The sequence below is a fragment of the Spirillospora sp. NPDC052242 genome, from assembly GCF_040679555.1.
Lineage (GTDB): Bacteria > Actinomycetota > Actinomycetes > Streptosporangiales > Streptosporangiaceae > Spirillospora.
In genome coordinates this window covers 41,444-56,907 of the sequence record NZ_JBFAUZ010000001.1, presented here as the reverse complement: position 1 = coordinate 56,907, position 15,464 = coordinate 41,444, and the positions used below count along the sequence as shown (strand labels likewise).

At 71.8% G+C, this 15,464-nt stretch carries 15 protein-coding genes and 2 riboswitches; of the genes, 7 read left to right on the top strand and 8 right to left on the bottom strand.

The window, feature by feature from the left end; all coding sequences use genetic code 11:
• Positions 1-33: 33 nt before the first annotated feature.
• Positions 34-131: riboswitch (glycine riboswitch) on the bottom strand.
• A gap of 4 nt (positions 132-135) precedes the next feature.
• Positions 136-231: riboswitch (glycine riboswitch) on the bottom strand.
• 51 nt (positions 232-282) lie between these two features.
• The gene (locus tag AB0L25_RS00270) at positions 283-666 is read right to left on the bottom strand and encodes a hypothetical protein (protein WP_500167025.1); all 384 of its coding nucleotides are present in this window, start codon (positions 664-666) and stop codon (positions 283-285) included.
• 236 nt (positions 667-902) lie between these two features.
• Between AB0L25_RS00270 and AB0L25_RS00265 the strand changes: the two genes are divergently transcribed.
• Entirely contained in the window at positions 903-2,201 is a 1,299-nt protein-coding gene (locus AB0L25_RS00265; protein ID WP_500167023.1) for a M50 family metallopeptidase, read from the top strand.
• On the opposite strand, the gene cds1 is transcribed toward AB0L25_RS00265, so the two are convergent.
• Positions 2,194-3,336, bottom strand: a complete 1,143-nt coding sequence (cds1, locus tag AB0L25_RS00260) for an L-cysteine desulfhydrase Cds1 (protein ID WP_500167021.1) — start codon at positions 3,334-3,336, stop codon at positions 2,194-2,196. The genes AB0L25_RS00265 and cds1 overlap by 8 nt on opposite strands.
• A gap of 63 nt (positions 3,337-3,399) precedes the next feature.
• Here cds1 and AB0L25_RS00255 point away from each other — a divergent pair, with 63 nt between their 5' ends.
• On the top strand, positions 3,400-4,485 hold the full coding sequence (locus tag AB0L25_RS00255) for a hypothetical protein (RefSeq protein ID WP_500167019.1): 1,086 nt from the start codon (positions 3,400-3,402) through the stop codon (positions 4,483-4,485).
• Positions 4,486-4,551: 66 nt separating this feature from the next.
• Positions 4,552-4,914, top strand: coding sequence for a YybH family protein (locus AB0L25_RS00250; RefSeq protein ID WP_500167017.1), 363 nt, complete (start codon positions 4,552-4,554; stop codon positions 4,912-4,914).
• 9 nt (positions 4,915-4,923) lie between these two features.
• Here the strand turns inward: AB0L25_RS00250 and AB0L25_RS00245 are convergent, their stop codons facing one another.
• Positions 4,924-6,459: an ATP-dependent DNA ligase gene (locus AB0L25_RS00245; protein WP_500167015.1), complete on the bottom strand. Its 1,536-nt coding sequence runs from the start codon at positions 6,457-6,459 to the stop codon at positions 4,924-4,926.
• 76 nt (positions 6,460-6,535) lie between these two features.
• On the opposite strand from AB0L25_RS00245, the gene AB0L25_RS00240 reads away from it, so the two are divergent.
• Entirely contained in the window at positions 6,536-7,291 is a 756-nt protein-coding gene (locus tag AB0L25_RS00240; protein ID WP_500167013.1) for a hypothetical protein, read from the top strand.
• A gap of 325 nt (positions 7,292-7,616) precedes the next feature.
• On the opposite strand, the gene AB0L25_RS00235 is transcribed toward AB0L25_RS00240, so the two are convergent.
• From AB0L25_RS00235 to AB0L25_RS00225, 3 genes are all read right to left on the bottom strand, one after another.
• Positions 7,617-8,603, bottom strand: a complete 987-nt coding sequence (locus AB0L25_RS00235) for an AurF N-oxygenase family protein (protein ID WP_500167011.1) — start codon at positions 8,601-8,603, stop codon at positions 7,617-7,619.
• 105 nt (positions 8,604-8,708) lie between these two features.
• A complete protein-coding gene (locus AB0L25_RS00230) occupies positions 8,709-9,569 on the bottom strand; it encodes an SDR family NAD(P)-dependent oxidoreductase (protein WP_500167010.1) in 861 nt (286 codons plus the stop codon).
• 46 nt (positions 9,570-9,615) lie between these two features.
• Positions 9,616-10,722 carry a ferritin-like domain-containing protein gene (locus AB0L25_RS00225; protein WP_500167008.1) on the bottom strand — a complete coding sequence of 369 codons (1,107 nt, stop codon included), beginning with the start codon at positions 10,720-10,722 and terminating at the stop codon, positions 9,616-9,618.
• A gap of 109 nt (positions 10,723-10,831) precedes the next feature.
• Between AB0L25_RS00225 and AB0L25_RS00220 the strand changes: the two genes are divergently transcribed.
• A complete protein-coding gene (locus tag AB0L25_RS00220; protein ID WP_500167006.1) occupies positions 10,832-11,512 on the top strand; it encodes a TetR/AcrR family transcriptional regulator in 681 nt (226 codons plus the stop codon).
• A gap of 50 nt (positions 11,513-11,562) precedes the next feature.
• On the opposite strand, the gene AB0L25_RS00215 is transcribed toward AB0L25_RS00220, so the two are convergent.
• Positions 11,563-12,153 (bottom strand): TetR/AcrR family transcriptional regulator, encoded by a 591-nt coding sequence (locus AB0L25_RS00215; RefSeq protein ID WP_500167004.1) that lies wholly within the window; start codon positions 12,151-12,153, stop codon positions 11,563-11,565.
• 115 nt (positions 12,154-12,268) lie between these two features.
• Between AB0L25_RS00215 and AB0L25_RS00210 the strand changes: the two genes are divergently transcribed.
• On the top strand, positions 12,269-13,732 hold the full coding sequence (locus tag AB0L25_RS00210; protein WP_500167003.1) for a flavin-containing monooxygenase: 1,464 nt from the start codon (positions 12,269-12,271) through the stop codon (positions 13,730-13,732).
• A gap of 50 nt (positions 13,733-13,782) precedes the next feature.
• Here AB0L25_RS00210 and AB0L25_RS00205 read toward each other — a convergent pair whose 3' ends face one another.
• Positions 13,783-14,367 carry a TetR/AcrR family transcriptional regulator gene (locus AB0L25_RS00205; RefSeq protein WP_500167001.1) on the bottom strand — a complete coding sequence of 195 codons (585 nt, stop codon included), beginning with the start codon at positions 14,365-14,367 and terminating at the stop codon, positions 13,783-13,785.
• A gap of 212 nt (positions 14,368-14,579) precedes the next feature.
• On the opposite strand from AB0L25_RS00205, the gene AB0L25_RS00200 reads away from it, so the two are divergent.
• A complete protein-coding gene (locus AB0L25_RS00200) occupies positions 14,580-15,404 on the top strand; it encodes a hypothetical protein (protein WP_500166999.1) in 825 nt (274 codons plus the stop codon).
• Positions 15,405-15,464 lie beyond the last annotated feature (60 nt).

Genomic DNA, 15,464 nt, shown 5'->3' with positions numbered 1-15,464 from the left:
CCCACTCGCGCACCGGGCGTCTCGGTGCCTCCCCCTCTGTCATCGGAGCCTGAGAGCTTCACCCGCGGCGGACGGCGCGCGCCACGGGCTTTCACCTTCGGCGGGGGACCGGGGTCCCCGCTTTCCAGAGGTCGCCTGGCCCGTGCGGTCCATGGGCCTGAGAGGTTCCGGGGAGGATTTGCTCCTTCGGCGTCCCGGGCCGGCTGCCGGGGACTCTCCCGCACGGGATCAACGGCTTCGCGTCAGGCTAGCAGCGGCGTCGCCGCCCCGACCAGCCCCGGGTCACCCGGCGGGCGGGTCGGTGGAGAACTTCTTCACGCACGCCTCCATCGCCTCGCGGACCCGGGTGATCTGCTCCTTGGACGGCGTCGTGCCCGGTGTCGGGGTCGGGATCCGGACGCCCTGCTCGGCCATGCAGTCGTTGAACGCCTTCGTCGCCGCCGAGGTGGCGGGCGGGCCGCTCGGCAGCCCGTCCCCGCCGGTGGCCGGGGCGCCGCCGCCGTCCGGCCGTTCCTGCGCGGTGCCGGACGGCCCGGACGTGCCGGGGGCCGGGGCCGGGGCGGACGCGCCCGTGCCGCGCGTGTCCGGCCGCTCGTCCGACCCGCCGCAGCCGGCGAGGGCCAGCGCGATCGTCAGGACGGGCAGCGCGACGAGTGTGCGTTTCACGGCGATTCCTTCCGGCGGACGGACGGGACCGCGCCATGATGCGCGCCGCCGGGGGCGTGCGGATATCGACGCGCCTGCCAACCGGCACGTCCGGATTTGGGCGTCATGCGCAAAATGACCGTCGGATCGGGCGATTCCCGGGGCATCCGGACGGCCCGTCGTATGACGTACGCTGAGTTGGTTCCTGGAGATCACCCCGCCGGGCGGGGGTTCGGACGACCGGAGGGGCGTGACGCATGGGCTGGCTGGCCGGCGTACTGATCCTTTTCTTCGGCCTGATGGCGTCCATCGCCCTGCACGAACTGGGGCACTTCTCCTTCGCCAAGCTGTTCAAGGTGCGCACGACCCAGTTCATGGTCGGCTTCGGCCCCACGCTGTGGTCGCGGCACAAGGGCGAGACCGAGTACGGGATCAAGTGGATCCCGCTCGGCGGCTACATCCGGATGATCGGCATGCTGCCGCCCCGTAAGGGCGACAAGCCCGGCGAGGTCCGGCAGATCAGCACCGGCCCGTGGCAGGGGCTGATCGAATCGGCGCGCGGCGCGGCCCTCGAAGAGGTCCGGCCCGGTGACGAGAACCGCGTCTTCTACGCCAAGCCCTGGTGGCAGAAGCTGCTGATCATGTTCGGCGGCCCCGCGATGAACCTGCTGCTCGCGGTGGTGTTCTTCGCGATCCTGATCATGGGGCTCGGCACGTACGTGAGCAAGCCCGTCATCAGCCAGGTCACCGACTGCATCGTCCCCGCGAGCCAGGCCGCGAACCTCGACACCTGCCCCGCGAACGCCACGCCCACCCCGGCGCGGCAGGCGGGCCTGCAGGCCGGCGACCGCGTCGTCTCCTTCGACGGCACCCGCATCGAGGACTACGAGCAGCTCCAGCTCCTGATCCGCGACTCGGCGAACAAGACCGTCCCGATGACGATCGAGCGCGACGGGCGGACCCGGCAGGTGACCGTCCCGATCGCCCGCAACGAGCTGGCCAGCCTCGAAGACCCGGACGAGGTCGTCACCGTCGGCTTCCTCGGCATCACCCCCACCCGCGAACTCGAACGGCAGGGGCCCGGGGCCGTCGCCGAGCACATGGTCGACCTCACCGGCCGGACGGTCGAGGCGCTGATCAACATGCCGCAGAAGATGGTCGGCGTGTGGGAGGCGGCGTTCGGCGGCGAGGAACGCGACCCGAACGGGCCGGTCGGCGTCGTCGGCGTCAGCCGGTTCGGCGGCGAGATCGCCGCGTCCGACGCGCTCACCGGGCAGGAGAAGGTCTCCTACTTCGTCATGCTGCTCGGCTCGCTGAACCTCGCGGTCGGGCTGTTCAACCTCGTCCCGCTGCTCCCGCTGGACGGCGGCCACATCGCCGGCGCCCTGCTGGAGGCGCTCAAGAAGTTCTTCGCGAAGATCTTCCGCAGGCCCGACCCCGGCTACGTGGACGTCGCCAAGGCGCTGCCGGTCACGTACGCGATGGCGATCGTGCTGATCGTCATGGGCGGGCTGCTGATCTACGCCGACCTGGTGAACCCGATCCGGCTCATGTGACGCCGCCCGCCGCGCCCGGCTCGGCGTCCGGCAGGACGCCGGTCTCGAGGAACCGATCGAGCGCCACCAGGTACGGCGCGATGTCGAGCCCCTGCGCGCGCAGCCACGCGTCCGACCCGTACGTCCCCGCGTACCGCTCGCCGCCGTCGCAGATCAGCGTCACCACGCTGCCGCGCTCCCCGCGCGCCCGCATCTCCGCGACCAGCCGCACCACGCCCCACATGTTCGTGCCCGTCGACCCGCCCACGCCGCGCCCGCCGACCGCGCTCGTCCACCGCATCGCCGCGATCGACGCCGCGTCCGGTACCCGGATCATCCGGTCGATCACCGTCGGCAGGAAGGACGGCTCGACGCGCGGGCGCCCGATGCCCTCGATCCGCGAACCGCAGGCCGTCCGTCCCGGGTCCTGGTCCTCGAACGAGCCGTAGAACGCCGAACCCTCCGGATCGACCACCGCCAGCCGCGTCTGGAACCGCCGGTACCGGACGTAGCGGCCGATCGTCGCGGACGTCCCGCCCGTCCCGGCGCCCACCACCACCCAGGACGGCTCGGGGAACCGCTCCAGCCGCAGCTGCTCGAAGATCGACTCGGCGATGTTGTTGTTGCCGCGCCAGTCCGTCGCCCGCTCGGCGAACGTGAACTGGTCCATGAAGTGCCCGCCGCACTCGGCCGCGAGCCGCCGCGACTCGTCGTAGATCGCGCCCGGCTCGTCCACCAGATGGCAGCGCCCGCCGTGGAACTCGATCAGCGCGATCTTCTCCGGGCTCGTCGACGCCGGCATCACCGCGACGAACGGCAGCCCCAGCAGCCGCGCGAAGTACGCCTCCGACACCGCCGTCGACCCGCTGGACGCCTCGATGATCGTCGTGCCGCGGGTGATCCACCCGTTCGCCAGCCCGTACAGGAACAGCGACCGCGCCAGCCGGTGCTTCAGCGAGCCCGTCGGATGGACCGACTCGTCCTTCAGGTACAGGTCGATGCCCCACTCGGGCGGCAGCGGGAACACGTGCAGGTGCGTGTCCGCGCTGCGGTTCGCGTCCGCCTCCACGAGCCGGATCGCCTCGGCGATCCAGGCGCGCCCGCCGGGGTCACAGCGATCCACGATCCCGCCCACGGTTCCCCCTCGATCGTCCATGATCGGCAGGTTCCCACGATAACGGTGCAAGTCACCGGGCATCATGGAGCCCACGGGGGGCTCATGATCCATCTGTTCGAGCAACGCATCGTCGACACCGGCCGCCTGCCGCTGTTCGGCTTCTTCGTCGCGTTCATCGTCACGTTCGTCCTCACCCGGGTGAACGTCCGGCTGATCCGGGCGAACGTCCGCTGGTGGTTCCGCAACGTCAAGGCGGGCGACGTCCACATCCACCACGTCGTGTTCGGCGTCGTCCTCATGCTGGTCGGCGGGGTCGCGAGCCTCGCCGTCCCGGACGGCCGCGTCGGGTTCGACCTCGCCGCCGCGATCGTCTTCGGCATGGGCTCCGCGCTCGTCCTCGACGAGTTCGCGCTGATCCTGCACCTCAGCGACGTCTACTGGACCGAGAAGGGCCGCGCGTCCGTCGACGCCGTGTTCGTCGCGATCGCCGTCACCGGCCTGCTCCTGCTCGGCGTCAACCCGCTCGGCGTCGAGGGCTCGCCGCTCCCGTCCGTCCCGGGCGTGCAGGTCGAGCTGATCTCCGGGTTCTACGTGGCGTCCCTCGCGGTCAACCTCGTCTTCGCCGTGATCACGCTGCTGAAGGGCAAGATCTGGACGGGCCTCATCGGCCTGTTCGTGCCCGCGCTCCTGTTCGTCGGCGCCGTCCGCGTCGCCCGTCCGGGCTCCCCCTGGTCCCGCTGGCGGTACGCCGCCGACTCGCGCAAGTACGCGCGCGCCGTCCGCCGCGAGAAGCGGATCCGCCGCCCGCTCATCCGCGGCAAGATCTGGGTGCAGGAGTTCATCGCCGGCCGCCACGACCTCATCCCGCCCGAACTCCGGCACCGCCGCACCACCGCCGAGGGCGCCCGCCGCCGCAGGCTCGCCCGCCACCAGCGCCGCGCCGCCGCCCGCGCCCAGCGCCGCACGGTCGCCCGCGTCCGGACCCGCACCACGGTCCGGCTCCGGCCCCGCCGCGCCGAGCCCGCCCGCGGCGACGCGTTCCGCAACCCGCGCCTGCGCCTCGGCCGCAACCGCGCCCCCCGCCCCCGGGACGCGCCCGCCCCCGAGTACGCCGCCCGCCGCCCGAACGGCGGTGACGAGTCCGCCCCCGGCCACGCCGGCGGAACCGAGCCCGCGGAACGCGGTTAGCGCCCGGAGCGTCGCACCCGCCTGGCACGATCGCGTTGGTGCGGAAGAACTCTGGGGAGGCTGCGGATGGCAGGCGGCACGCGTGCGCACGAGCGGGCCGGACGGCCCGAGGATCTGAGCCGGTTCGTCGTGGAGCGGCTGAACGCGGGCGACGTGGACGGACTGGTGGCGCTGTACGAGCCGGACGCGGTGCTCGCCCTGCCCGGCGGCGGCGTCGCCACCGGGCACGCCGAGATCCGGCGCGCGTACGAGCGGCTCGTCGCGGACGGGCCCGTGTTCGCGCCCGGCGAGCAGCGGCCCACCCTCCGGCAGGGCGACCTGGCGCTGACGTCGGTGCGGCTGCCGGGCGGCGGGGCCACCGCCGAGGTCGCCCGGCGGCAGCCGGACGGGACCTGGCTGTGGGTCCTGGACCAGCCGCGGGTCGTGTGACGCGGCGGGTCAGTCCATGACGGGGGCGACGGCGCGGACGGTGTCGATCGTGTCGGCCTCGTTCGCGGACTTGTCGGGGCGGTAGCGCAGGACGCGGGCGAAGCGCAGGGCGATGCCGCCGGGGTAGCGGGTGCTGCGCTGGACGCCGTCGAACGCGATCTCGACGACGAGTTCGGGACGGACGTGCACCGTCCAGTCGTCCTCGCGCACCGCGAGTTCGCGCAGCGTGCGCGTCTGCCAGGCGAGGAGTTCGTCCGTGAGGCCCTTGAAGGTCTTGCCGAGCATGACGAACCCGCCGGACTCGGGGTCGCGGGCGCCGAGGTGCAGGTTCGACAGCAGCCCGCTGCGGCGGCCGTGCCCCCATTCGACGGCGAGGACGACGAGGTCGAGCGTGTGGCGGGGCTTGACCTTGATCCAGCCGGCGCCGCGGCGGCCCGCGGTGTAGGGGGAGTCGAGGGACTTGACGACGACGCCCTCGTGGCCGCGCGCGACGGCCTCGTCGAACATCGCCTTCGCCGCGGCCGGGTCGCCGGTGACGAGCCGGGGCATCCGCAGGTGTTCGGGGACGATCCGGGCGAGCGCGGCGTGGCGTTCGGCGCCGGGCGCGTCGAGCAGGTCGGCGCCGTCCAGGTGCAGGACGTCGAACAGGTAGAGGGTGAGCGGGACGGTCTCGGTGTCCTTCGCGGTGCGGGTGGCGGTGCGGGCGCCGGTCACCTGGAACGGGTGCGGGCGCCCGTCGGGCCGCAGCGCGATCAGTTCGCCGTCGAGGACCGCGTCGCGCACCGGCAGTTCCCGGACGGCCGCGACGACCTCGGGCAGCCGCTCGGTGATCTCGTCGAGCGTGCGGGTGAAGACGCGGACGGTGCCGTCGGACACGTGCACCTGGGCGCGGACGCCGTCGAGCTTCCACTCGACGGCGGCCTCCGCGGCGAGCTTGCCGAACGCCTCGTCGATGGACGGCGCCGCCGCGGCGAGCATCGGCTTCACCGGGCGCCCGACCTCGAGGGTGAAGGCCCGCAGTCCCGCGGCGCCGTCGGCGAGGGCGGCGGTCGCGACCGGGCCGAGCGAGCCGCGCAGCATGAACGCCCGCCGGACGTCCGCCGCCGGGACGCCCGCGGCGGACGCGATCGCCTCGGCCATCAGGCCGTCCAGCGCGCCCTGCCGCAGCTCCCCGGACAGGAGGCGGACGAGGAAGTCCTGTTCGCCGCGCGTGGCGCGGCCCATCAGCTCCGCGACGAGCTCGCGGCGGCGGGCGACCGACCCCTTGCCGGACACGGCGCCGATCTCGGTGAACGTCGCGTCGACCTCCGCGACCGTCAGCTCCGGGACGTCCGCGGGCGGCGGGAGGTCGCGCAGCGCCGCGTAGCCCACGCCGATCTGCCGCTGCGGCAGCTCGCCGGACAGGTAGGCCACGACGATCGGCGCCTCGCGCGCCCCCGCCTGCCCGAGGCACGCGGCCAGCGCCGCGACCTTGGCCTTGCGTCCGGACGTCTCCGCGACGACCGCCGACGTCCGGGCGACCTCGATGATCCGCACGCCTCCCATTGTGACCGGGCGGTCTGACAAATGGATCGGCCGGGGGACCTGGTCAGGCCGGGCGTGCCTGACTACGTTGACGAGCGTGGGGAGATCGGACGCGGCGAGCCGGGAGGGCACGGGCCTTCCGCGGCCGCCCGAGCCGTTCGAGCGGGTGTACTCGGCGCCCGATCCGCCGTCGCCGTCCCGCCGTCCCGGCCTGCTGGCGGTGCTGGCGGTCGTGGTGGTGCTGGGCGTCGCGGGCGGCGGGGTGCTGCTGCTGCGGTCGGGGGACGAGCCGGTGCCGCGGACGGCCGCTCCTTCGACGGCCGCGCCCACGTCGGCCGCCCCGTCGTCGGCCGTGCCCTCGTCGGCGGAGCCGATCGCGGCGCTGCCCGAACCGTGCGGGATGGTGACCGACGAGACCGTCCGGCGGACGATCCCGGACGCGCGGCAGCGGGACAGCGCGAACTCGACGCTCACCACGTGCACGTACTCGTCGACCGGTTCGGCGTTCCGCTGGCTGCGGGTGGAGGCGCACCTGTACGCGCCCGCGAACACGGCCACGCCGGTGGAGGACGCGCGGCGGTACTTCGATGCGCAGTGGCGGCAGGCGCACGAAGCGCCGCTCGTCCGGACGGTGACGCTGGAGCGGCAGCCGGGCCTCGGGGACGAGGCGTACCGGTGGTTCAAGAGCGACGAGGGCCAGCCGACGGTCGTCGGGCAGGTGACCGCGCGGACCCGGAACGCGGTGATCACGGTCAGCTACAGCGAGCGGGGCGAGGGGGCCGCGCGGGAGCGGGAGTGCCTCGACGCGGCGGCCGCCGTGGCGCGAGAAGTTCTCACGTCTCTACAATTCTGACCTGAATCGGCCGATCATGGCATATTTACTGTCAGTACCTTCTAAGGTGTGAGGTTAAGGGGAGGGAGTTCGCCGGTCGATTCCCCGGTTCGACGACGCGATCGGTGTGCTGCGATGCCTTCGGGGAGGAGGAGGTCGACGACGTGGCCGGGCCATCGGACGGAGTGTCCTGGGTGTGAACCCCAGGTCGGCAGCATGTCCTCGTCGAGGGGCCGCGGAGTGGACCACACTCCGCGGCCCTTTCTGTTGCGCCGGCCGGACCATTGCACGTGATTAGAGTGCCATTCGGTAATGTCACGCTCGACGTCGAGATAAATGGCGCGCCTCAACGAGAACGCGTTATGGGTGTAAGGAGTCCGGTGCGCTCCCAGACCCCGCGGGCGCGGCCGTCCAGGAAGCCGACCTCGTCGAAGAACGCGGTGCACTTGCGGAACGCCCACGCCAGCGTCTCCCGCCGGTGGGCGCTCTCCGCGGCGGCCCGCCGCGCGACCTTCGGGTCCAGCCCCACGGCCGTGTAGCAGGACGGATGGATCACCTGGGACGCCATGAACCGGGTCGCCTGCGCGAGCCCGTAGGCGGCGGCGCGCCGCCGCACCGGGGCGGCCCTCGCGACGAGCCGCTTCAGCTCCTCCCGCGCGTACTTGATGTGCCGCGCCTCCTCGATCACGTGGATCCGCGTCACCTGCCGCACCATCGGCTGGACGTCCTCGTCGGGGAACGTCAGCCGCTGGAAGGCGTCGGTGAACTCCTCGACGACGAGCGTCCCGGCGAACATCGGCATCGGGTCGTACACGGCGCCGAACAGCTTCGCGGCCTGGAACTCGGCCGCGCGGGGGCGGTGCGTGCGCAGCCCGCACGTCCGCACCATGCGGGCGAACATCGTGGAGTGCCGGCACTCGTCGGCGATCTCCGTCAGCGCGTACGCGACGTGCTCGCTGTCGTACCGCTTGCGGTACGCGTGCATGACGAGCGACTGCATCAGCAGCATCTCCGACCAGATGCCGAACGAGGCGATGCTGCACACCTCGTGCTTCGACAGCTCGACCCGCTGCCGGTGGCTCATGACGTCCCACAGCGGCGTCTCGTAGAGCGACACCAGCCGCGGCGGCAGATAGAAGACGTCCGGATCCTGCGGGGCGTCCCACTCGACGTCGACCTCGGGGTCGAACGAGTGCTTGCGGGACGTCCGCAGGAGGCGTTCGGCCACGACCTCGCGGTCGGTCAGCTCCAGCGTGTGGTCGCCGTCCCGGCACCGGATCCGCGCGGTCCGGGTCCGTGGACGGCCGTCCTGTACGAGGGCTTCGGGGGGCATGGGGCCGGCTCCTCTCACCGGGGCGGGGGCGTTGCAGGGGGCGTGTCCCCGTGTCCCGGGTGCGCGGTGCGAGCGGACGGCCGCCGAGGCCGGCCGGGCCCGCGCCTACCGGGGGGCGGGGATTCGGGCGATGAGGCGCATGGCTCCCGGGGAGAGCCGGGAGAGGGTGTGCAGGAGGTGGCCCTCGAAGTTGACCGGGACGACGGCGCGGTTCTTGATGATCGCGTCGACGACCCGCTCGGCGACCTTCTCGGGCGGGTAGTTGCGCAGCCGCATGGCCTTCTGGGTGCGCTCCTTGAGGCGCTCGCGCTCGGCGGGGGTCCCGCCGACGACGATGCCGTTCTTGACGATGCCGGTGCTGGCGAATCCGGGGCAGACGACGCTGACGCCGATGCGGTGCCCGGCGAGTTCGGCCCGCAGGCTCTGGCTGAGCATCAGGACCGCCGACTTCGTGGTGGAGTAGGCGGGCACGGCGCGGGAGGGGGCGAACGCCGCGGCGGACGCGATGTTGACGATGTGGCCGCCGAAGTTCGGCTTGTCGGGCTTGTTGGGCAGCGCTTCGACGCGGTCGACCATCTGCTTGCCGAACAGGCGGGAGCCGTGCACGACGCCCCACAGGTTGACGCCGAGGATGCGCTCCCAGTCCTCGACCCCGGTGTCCATGAAGGGGCCGCTGACGATGATGCCGGCGTTGTTCACGACGATGTCGGGGACGCGGTGGGTCTCCTTCACCTCGGCGGCGAACGCCTCCATCGCGGCCCGGTCGGCGACGTCGACCTCGTAGGACGCGCCTCCGGTACCGAGCGTCTTGGCGAGCTCGATCGTCCGTTCGGCGGCGGGCAGGTCGATGTCGGCCGCGATCACCGTGGCGCCCCGCTCGGCGAGGGCGAGCGTGATCGCCCGGCCGAACCCGCTGCCGGCTCCGGTGACGACGGCGAGCGCGCCGTCGAAGTGCGCGAGGGGCATGCCAACCTCCGTGAACAACGTCCCGATGAGTGGGCTCTAAAGGTACTCAGCCGGAGGACGCCTCCGCGATGACGGTGTCGACCTCGGTCCTGCGCGCGGCCTCCTCGGCGGCGAAGCGTTCGCCGTCGAGCCGTTCCGCGATCTCCTCGTCCTGGTTCATCAGGGCGTCGAGATCGGCCTTCCCCATCTCGAGGACGCCCATGTCGTCATAGGTCCGCCGGATGCGCTCGCTCCACAGCCCGATGTCCTTGACGCACGGGACGATCCGGCTGAACAGCAGGCTCTGGAACATCCGCATGTACGGCGAGTTGTTCACCATCTCGTCGATCTCGGCCGCCGGGATCCCGAAGTTCTCCCAGACCTCCCGGCCGCGGATGCGGTCGCGCATGAGGTGGCAGCCCTCGATGACGAAGTCCTCGCGTTCGCGGAGTTCGGCGGGGGAGAGCTGCTTGTAGTAGTCGCGGAGGGCGAGCCGCCCGAACGCGACGTGCCGCGCCTCGTCCTGCATGACGTAGGCGAGGATCTGCTTCGGGAGCGGTTTGGTGGTGACGTCGCGCATGACGCCGAACGCGGCGAGCGCGAGGCCCTCGATGAGCACCTGCATGCCGAGGTAGGGCAGGTCCCAGCGGGAGTCGGCGAGGGTCTCGTCGAGGAGTTCCTGCAGCTTGGTGTTGATGGGGTAGACGAGGCCGATCTTCTCCTGCAGGAACTTGGAGAAGAGCTCGACGTGGCGGGCCTCGTCCATCGCCTGGGTGGCGGAGTAGAACTTGGAGTCCAGGTCCGGGACGGACTCGACGATGCGGGCGGCGGTGACCATCGCGCCCTGCTCGCCGTGCACGAACTGGGAGAACTGCCAGGACGCCGAGTGCCTGCGCAGCTCGCCGCGGTCCTTCTCCGTCATCCGGTCCCAGTGCCTCGTCCCGTAGACGGCGAGGGACTGGTCGGGGACGCCGAGGACGTCGTGCGGATCGACCTCCAGGTCCCAGTCGATGCGCTTGGCCGAGTCCCACTGCTTGTCCTTGCCCTTCTGGTACAGGGCGAGGAGCCGGTCGCGGCCGTCGTCGTACTCCCACGTGAACCGGGTGTCTCCGGTGATCGGGACGTTCCAGGTGGACGTGTCGACGGGCGAGGTGTAGAGATCATGGGTCGACATCGGCGTTCCCCCTCGAGGACGCAACGTACGGTGTACGTCTTACGTACACTGTACGTACCGTGACACGGCCCACCGGGGCTGTCAATGGAGAAGGGACGGGGCGGCGAACGTGACCTCCGACACTCCCGGGCGCGCGGCGCCGGAGCGGCGTCCGGCCCTGACCCGGGGACGGATCGTCCGCGCGGCGATCGGGCTCATCGAGCGGGAGGGCGCGGACGCCCTGTCGATGCGGCGGGTCGCGGCCGAGCTCGACGTCGCCGTGATGTCGCTCTACAACCACGTCCCGAACAAGAACGCGCTGCTGGAGGGCGTCGCCGAGCACGTCGTGTCCGGGATGGAACTGCAGGACGACCCGTCCGCGTCCTGGCAGGACCGTGCGCGCGCGCTCGTGCGGGCGTTCCGGACGGTCGCGCACGAGTACCCGCGCTGCATGACGGTCGTCCTGACGCGGAAGTTCGACACGACGATCGGGCTGCGGCCCGCCGAGCGCGCCCTGGCGCTGGCCGAGGCGGCCGGGTTCGACGGCGTGACGGCCGTCCGGATCACGCGGGCGCTGATGGCGTACGCGCTCGGCACGCAGATGCGCGAGATCGGCTTCGGCAAGTGGCTGCACCATCTCGACACGAGCCCGGCCGCCGACTTCGCCAGGCTGGACCCCGACGAGTTCCCGCACGTCATCGCGCTCGGGGCCGAACTGTCCCGGCACGACCCCGAGGCCGACTTCGAGTTCGGCCTCGACCTCCTGATCGCCGCCCTGGAGGCGCTGCCCCGCGCGCGTCCGGCGCGGTAGCCGGTCCGCGCGACCGCCCGCGCGACCCGTCCGTCCCCGGGCGTCGGCGGTCAGCCGGTTCCCTTGCGGTCGGCGATGTACGGGCTCAGCCCGCTCCAGCAGAAGTCGGTCATGTAGCGCGCGGCGTCCTCGGCGGTGACGTCGGGACGGCCGGTCTGCCACTGCGCGAGCCGCTCGCTCGCGCCCATGATGATCTGCGTGTAGGCCGCGACGACGTCGGCGGGGGCGTCCGGGACGAACGTGGTGAGGACGCCCGCGATCAGCCCGCTCTGCTGCGCGCGCGCCTCGTCCAGGGCCTTCATGGTCTCGGGCGGGCCGATCGGCTCGCGCAGGATCATGGCGAACGACGCGCTGTGCGACTCGACGAACCCGAAGTAGGCGACCATGCCGCGCCACAGGATGTCGGCGGGGTCGGTCGCCTGGGCCATCGCCTTCTGCGTGACCTCGAAGAGCTCGGTCTTGGACCGGCGCATGCAGGCGAGGAGCAGGCCGTCCTTGGAGCCGAAGTGCTCGTAGAGCATGGGCTTGGAGACGCCGCAGCGGTCGGCGATCTCGTCCATCGAGGTGGCCTGGTAGCCGCGTTCGCCGAACACCTGCTCCGCGACGTCCAGCATCTGCCGCCGGCGCTCGGCGCGGGACATCCGGCGTCGGTGGGATGGTGTGGCGGCACTCACAGCGAAATCCTATCTGTTGGACCTACCGTCAGTAAGCTACTGCGGGTAACTTACCCGGAGTAGGTAACGGGAGAGGACGGTTATGAGCGAGCGTGCACCGGCGATCGTCATCATCGGCTCCGGATTCGCGGGGCTCGGCATGGCGATCGGCCTCAAGAAGGCCGGATTCCACGACTTCGTCATCCTGGAGAAGAGCGAAGCCCTCGGCGGCACGTGGCACGACAACACCTACCCCGGGTGCGCCTGCGACGTCCCCTCGCACATGTACTCGTTCTCGTTCGAGCTCAACCCCGGCTGGTCGCGGATGTTCGCGCCGCAGCCGGAGATCCGCTCGTACATGGAGCGGACGGCCGACAAGCACCGGGTGCGCGAGCACATCCGGTTCGGCGCGGCCGTCGAGAGCATGGAGTACGACGACGCGGCCAAGCGCTGGAACGTGACGCTCGCGGACGGGACGGTCCTCACGCCGAAGGCGATCGTGTCCGGCATCGGCGCCCTGCACATCCCGTCGTTCCCCGACCTGCCCGGCATCGAGCGCTTCCAGGGCGCCGCGTTCCACTCCGCCGAGTGGGACCACTCCTACGACCTCGCGGGCAAGCGCGTCGCCGTCATCGGGACGGGCGCGTCCGCGATCCAGTTCGTCCCGCGGATCGCGAAGGAGGTCGAGCACCTCGCGCTGTTCCAGCGGACGCCGCCGTGGATCCAGCCGAAGCCCGACCGGGAGTTCCCGGCGGCCGTCCGCAAGGCGTTCGAGAAGGTGCCGGGCGCGGCGCGCGGGTTCCGCAACGGGATCTACTGGACGCTGGAGGCCCGCGCGGTCAGCTTCACGACCGACCCGCGGCTGTCGGGCCCGATGGAGTGGCTCGCCCGCCGGCACCTGAAGCGGCAGATCCCCGACCCCGAGCTGCGCGCGAAGGTGACGCCGGACTACACGATCGGCTGCAAGCGGGTGCTGCTGTCCAACGACTACTATCCGGCGCTGACGAGGCCGAACGTCGAGGTCGAGACGTCCGGCATCGCCGAGGTGCGGGAGCACTCGGTCGTCACCCGGGACGGCCGCGAGTACGAGGTCGACTGCATCATCTACGGCACCGGCTTCAAGGTGACCGACGCGCTCGCCGAGCTGCGGGTCACCGGGCGCGGCGGCGTCAAGCTCCAGGAGCTGTGGGCGGACGGCATCGAGGCGCACCGCGGCACGACGATCCCGGGCCTGCCGAACTTCTTCATGCTGCTCGGCCCGAACACCGGCCTTGGGCACAACTCGGTCGTCTTCATGATCGAGGTGCAGATCCGGCACGTGCTGAGCTGCCTGCGGCTGCTCCAGGAGAGCGGCGCGGACGCGATCGAGCCGAAGCCGGAGGCCGCGCGCGCGTTCAACGACAGGATGCACCGGCGGCTGCGCAAGGCGGTCTGGAGCGACGGCGGCTGCCAGAGCTGGTACCTGGACGACAAGGGCGTCAACCGGACGCTCTGGCCGGGGCACACGTTCGAGTTCTGGGCGGGCAGCCGCAAGGCGCGGCCCGAGGAGTACACCCTCATCCCGTGACCCGGGGCGGGCCGGGGCGGCGGGGGCCGCTCCGGCCCCCGCCCGCGCGGTCATTTCTCGGGGGCGAACATCGGCCGGTACCCGGCGATGAGCTGCCGGATCACCGGACGCTGCTGGGCCGGCGTCCGGCCGCGCAGCCCGTGGATCGGGTCCAGGCCGTCGTAGTAGGGGGCCAGCGCGAGGAACGGCAGCAGCGCCAGGATCGTCGTGGCGAGGACTTCGAGGTCGGCGTCCGCGCGGATCTGCCCCCGCTCCTGCCACAACTGCAGCGTCGGGTGGATGACCTGCAGGTAGTGCTGGTTGGCGGTGTCGCGGACGACCGAGCGGACGGCGTTGTCGAGCTCGAAGTTCGTCGCCGCGGTGACGCCGCGCTCGAGCGGGTGCGCCTCCATGTACTCCGACCAGTCGCACATGACGTCGAACAGCCACTCGTCGAACTGCTGGTCGAAGTCGATGGCGGCCATGCGGCGCTCCATCTCCTCGCGGATGCGCCGGGACGCCTCGTCGCAGACGAACGCGAAGAACTCCAGCTTGTCGTTGAAGTACTGGAACAGCGAGCCCTTGGCGATGCCGGCCTCGCGGGCGATCGTGTTGAGGCTGCCGGTCGAGTACCCGTGTTCCCCGAACTCCTTCATCGCCACTTCAAGCACGCGCGCGCGCTTTGCGACGTTCAGGCGGAACCAGGTTGACGTCGGCATGGACCTCTTCGACTTTCCGTCAGGGAGCGGTAACCCGAAGGTCAGGATAACGGTCCCGGGCGTCCCATGTGACCCGAACGTCCTCGTCGTCCGGACGTTTCCGCCGGTCCGGCCCCATGTTCGGGGTGGTTCGACTAGTTTCGCCGGACATGTGCGTATCGATGGCCGAGGCCGAATTCACCGGAACGACCCTGTACGTCGGGCGCAGGCGGCATCCGCGCCACGGCGCGATCGAGGTGCTCGGCTACGAGAACACCGCGCTGAACCTCGCGGAGGGGCCCAACGCGATGCTCCTGCACCTGCCCGCCCGCGCGATGTCGCCGGACCGGTTCGTCCCGGTCGGACGGCGCGGCGGCCGCGTCCTCGCGGCGATGGTGGACGCCGTGCGGCCGCTGTCGGTGAGCGCGGGCGCCGCGACCATGGACTGGATGTCGGAGGACGAACCGGCCGTGCAGGTCTTCGAGCACGACGTCTACACCGTCCTGCTGGCGGACGACGCGACGCTGATCCCGGCCGCGCTGGCGCGCGTGCCCGAGCGCAAACGGCCGCGCCTCGACCCCGCGCTGATGGAGTTCTACGCCGTCCACTACCCGCGCCACTCCATCGCGGTCTGCTGCTTCGACAACGCCGACGCGCGCCGCGCCAGGCCGCTGCTCCTGTGGTACGAGCCGCTCGACCCGGACGTCCTGGTCGCCCCGGCACTGGACGCCCACACCGGCGGCCCGCCGGTCCCGGGCGAGCCGGTCGGGACCGACCACTGGGTCGTCTTCGGCAGCGACGAGGCGCCCGGCGGATGGGGCGCGCCGGTGGCCTACCCGCACGCGCTGCGCGCGAAGGTCCGCGACTTCCTGCCGGACGCGGTGATGGGCGCGCACTTCGGCTCCGCGCTGCCGAACGGCGACTTCGCGATCGCCCACGACGACCTGCTCGCGGGCCGGCTCGACCGGATCGAGCGCCTGCGCCCGGCCGGCTGACCGTTGACGGGGACTCACCCCTCGGGGGTACCGTACGCCCTCGTACGTGTACGTCGTACG

Coding starts and splice junctions, on each gene's coding strand:
- AB0L25_RS00205 (WP_500167001.1), bottom strand. CDS start 14,367: ATGAAGGAGTTCGGGGAACACGGGTACTCGACCGGCAGCCTCAACACG.
- AB0L25_RS00250 (WP_500167017.1), top strand. CDS start 4,552: ATGGCAGGCGGCACGCGTGCGCACGAGCGGGCCGGACGGCCCGAGGAT.
- AB0L25_RS00235 (WP_500167011.1), bottom strand. CDS start 8,603: ATGCCCCCCGAAGCCCTCGTACAGGACGGCCGTCCACGGACCCGGACC.
- AB0L25_RS00245 (WP_500167015.1), bottom strand. CDS start 6,459: ATGGGAGGCGTGCGGATCATCGAGGTCGCCCGGACGTCGGCGGTCGTC.
- AB0L25_RS00265 (WP_500167023.1), top strand. CDS start 903: ATGGGCTGGCTGGCCGGCGTACTGATCCTTTTCTTCGGCCTGATGGCG.
- AB0L25_RS00200 (WP_500166999.1), top strand. CDS start 14,580: ATGTGCGTATCGATGGCCGAGGCCGAATTCACCGGAACGACCCTGTAC.
- AB0L25_RS00255 (WP_500167019.1), top strand. CDS start 3,400: ATGATCCATCTGTTCGAGCAACGCATCGTCGACACCGGCCGCCTGCCG.
- cds1 (WP_500167021.1), bottom strand. CDS start 3,336: ATGGACGATCGAGGGGGAACCGTGGGCGGGATCGTGGATCGCTGTGAC.
- AB0L25_RS00210 (WP_500167003.1), top strand. CDS start 12,269: ATGAGCGAGCGTGCACCGGCGATCGTCATCATCGGCTCCGGATTCGCG.
- AB0L25_RS00215 (WP_500167004.1), bottom strand. CDS start 12,153: ATGTCCCGCGCCGAGCGCCGGCGGCAGATGCTGGACGTCGCGGAGCAG.
- AB0L25_RS00225 (WP_500167008.1), bottom strand. CDS start 10,722: ATGTCGACCCATGATCTCTACACCTCGCCCGTCGACACGTCCACCTGG.
- AB0L25_RS00230 (WP_500167010.1), bottom strand. CDS start 9,569: ATGCCCCTCGCGCACTTCGACGGCGCGCTCGCCGTCGTCACCGGAGCC.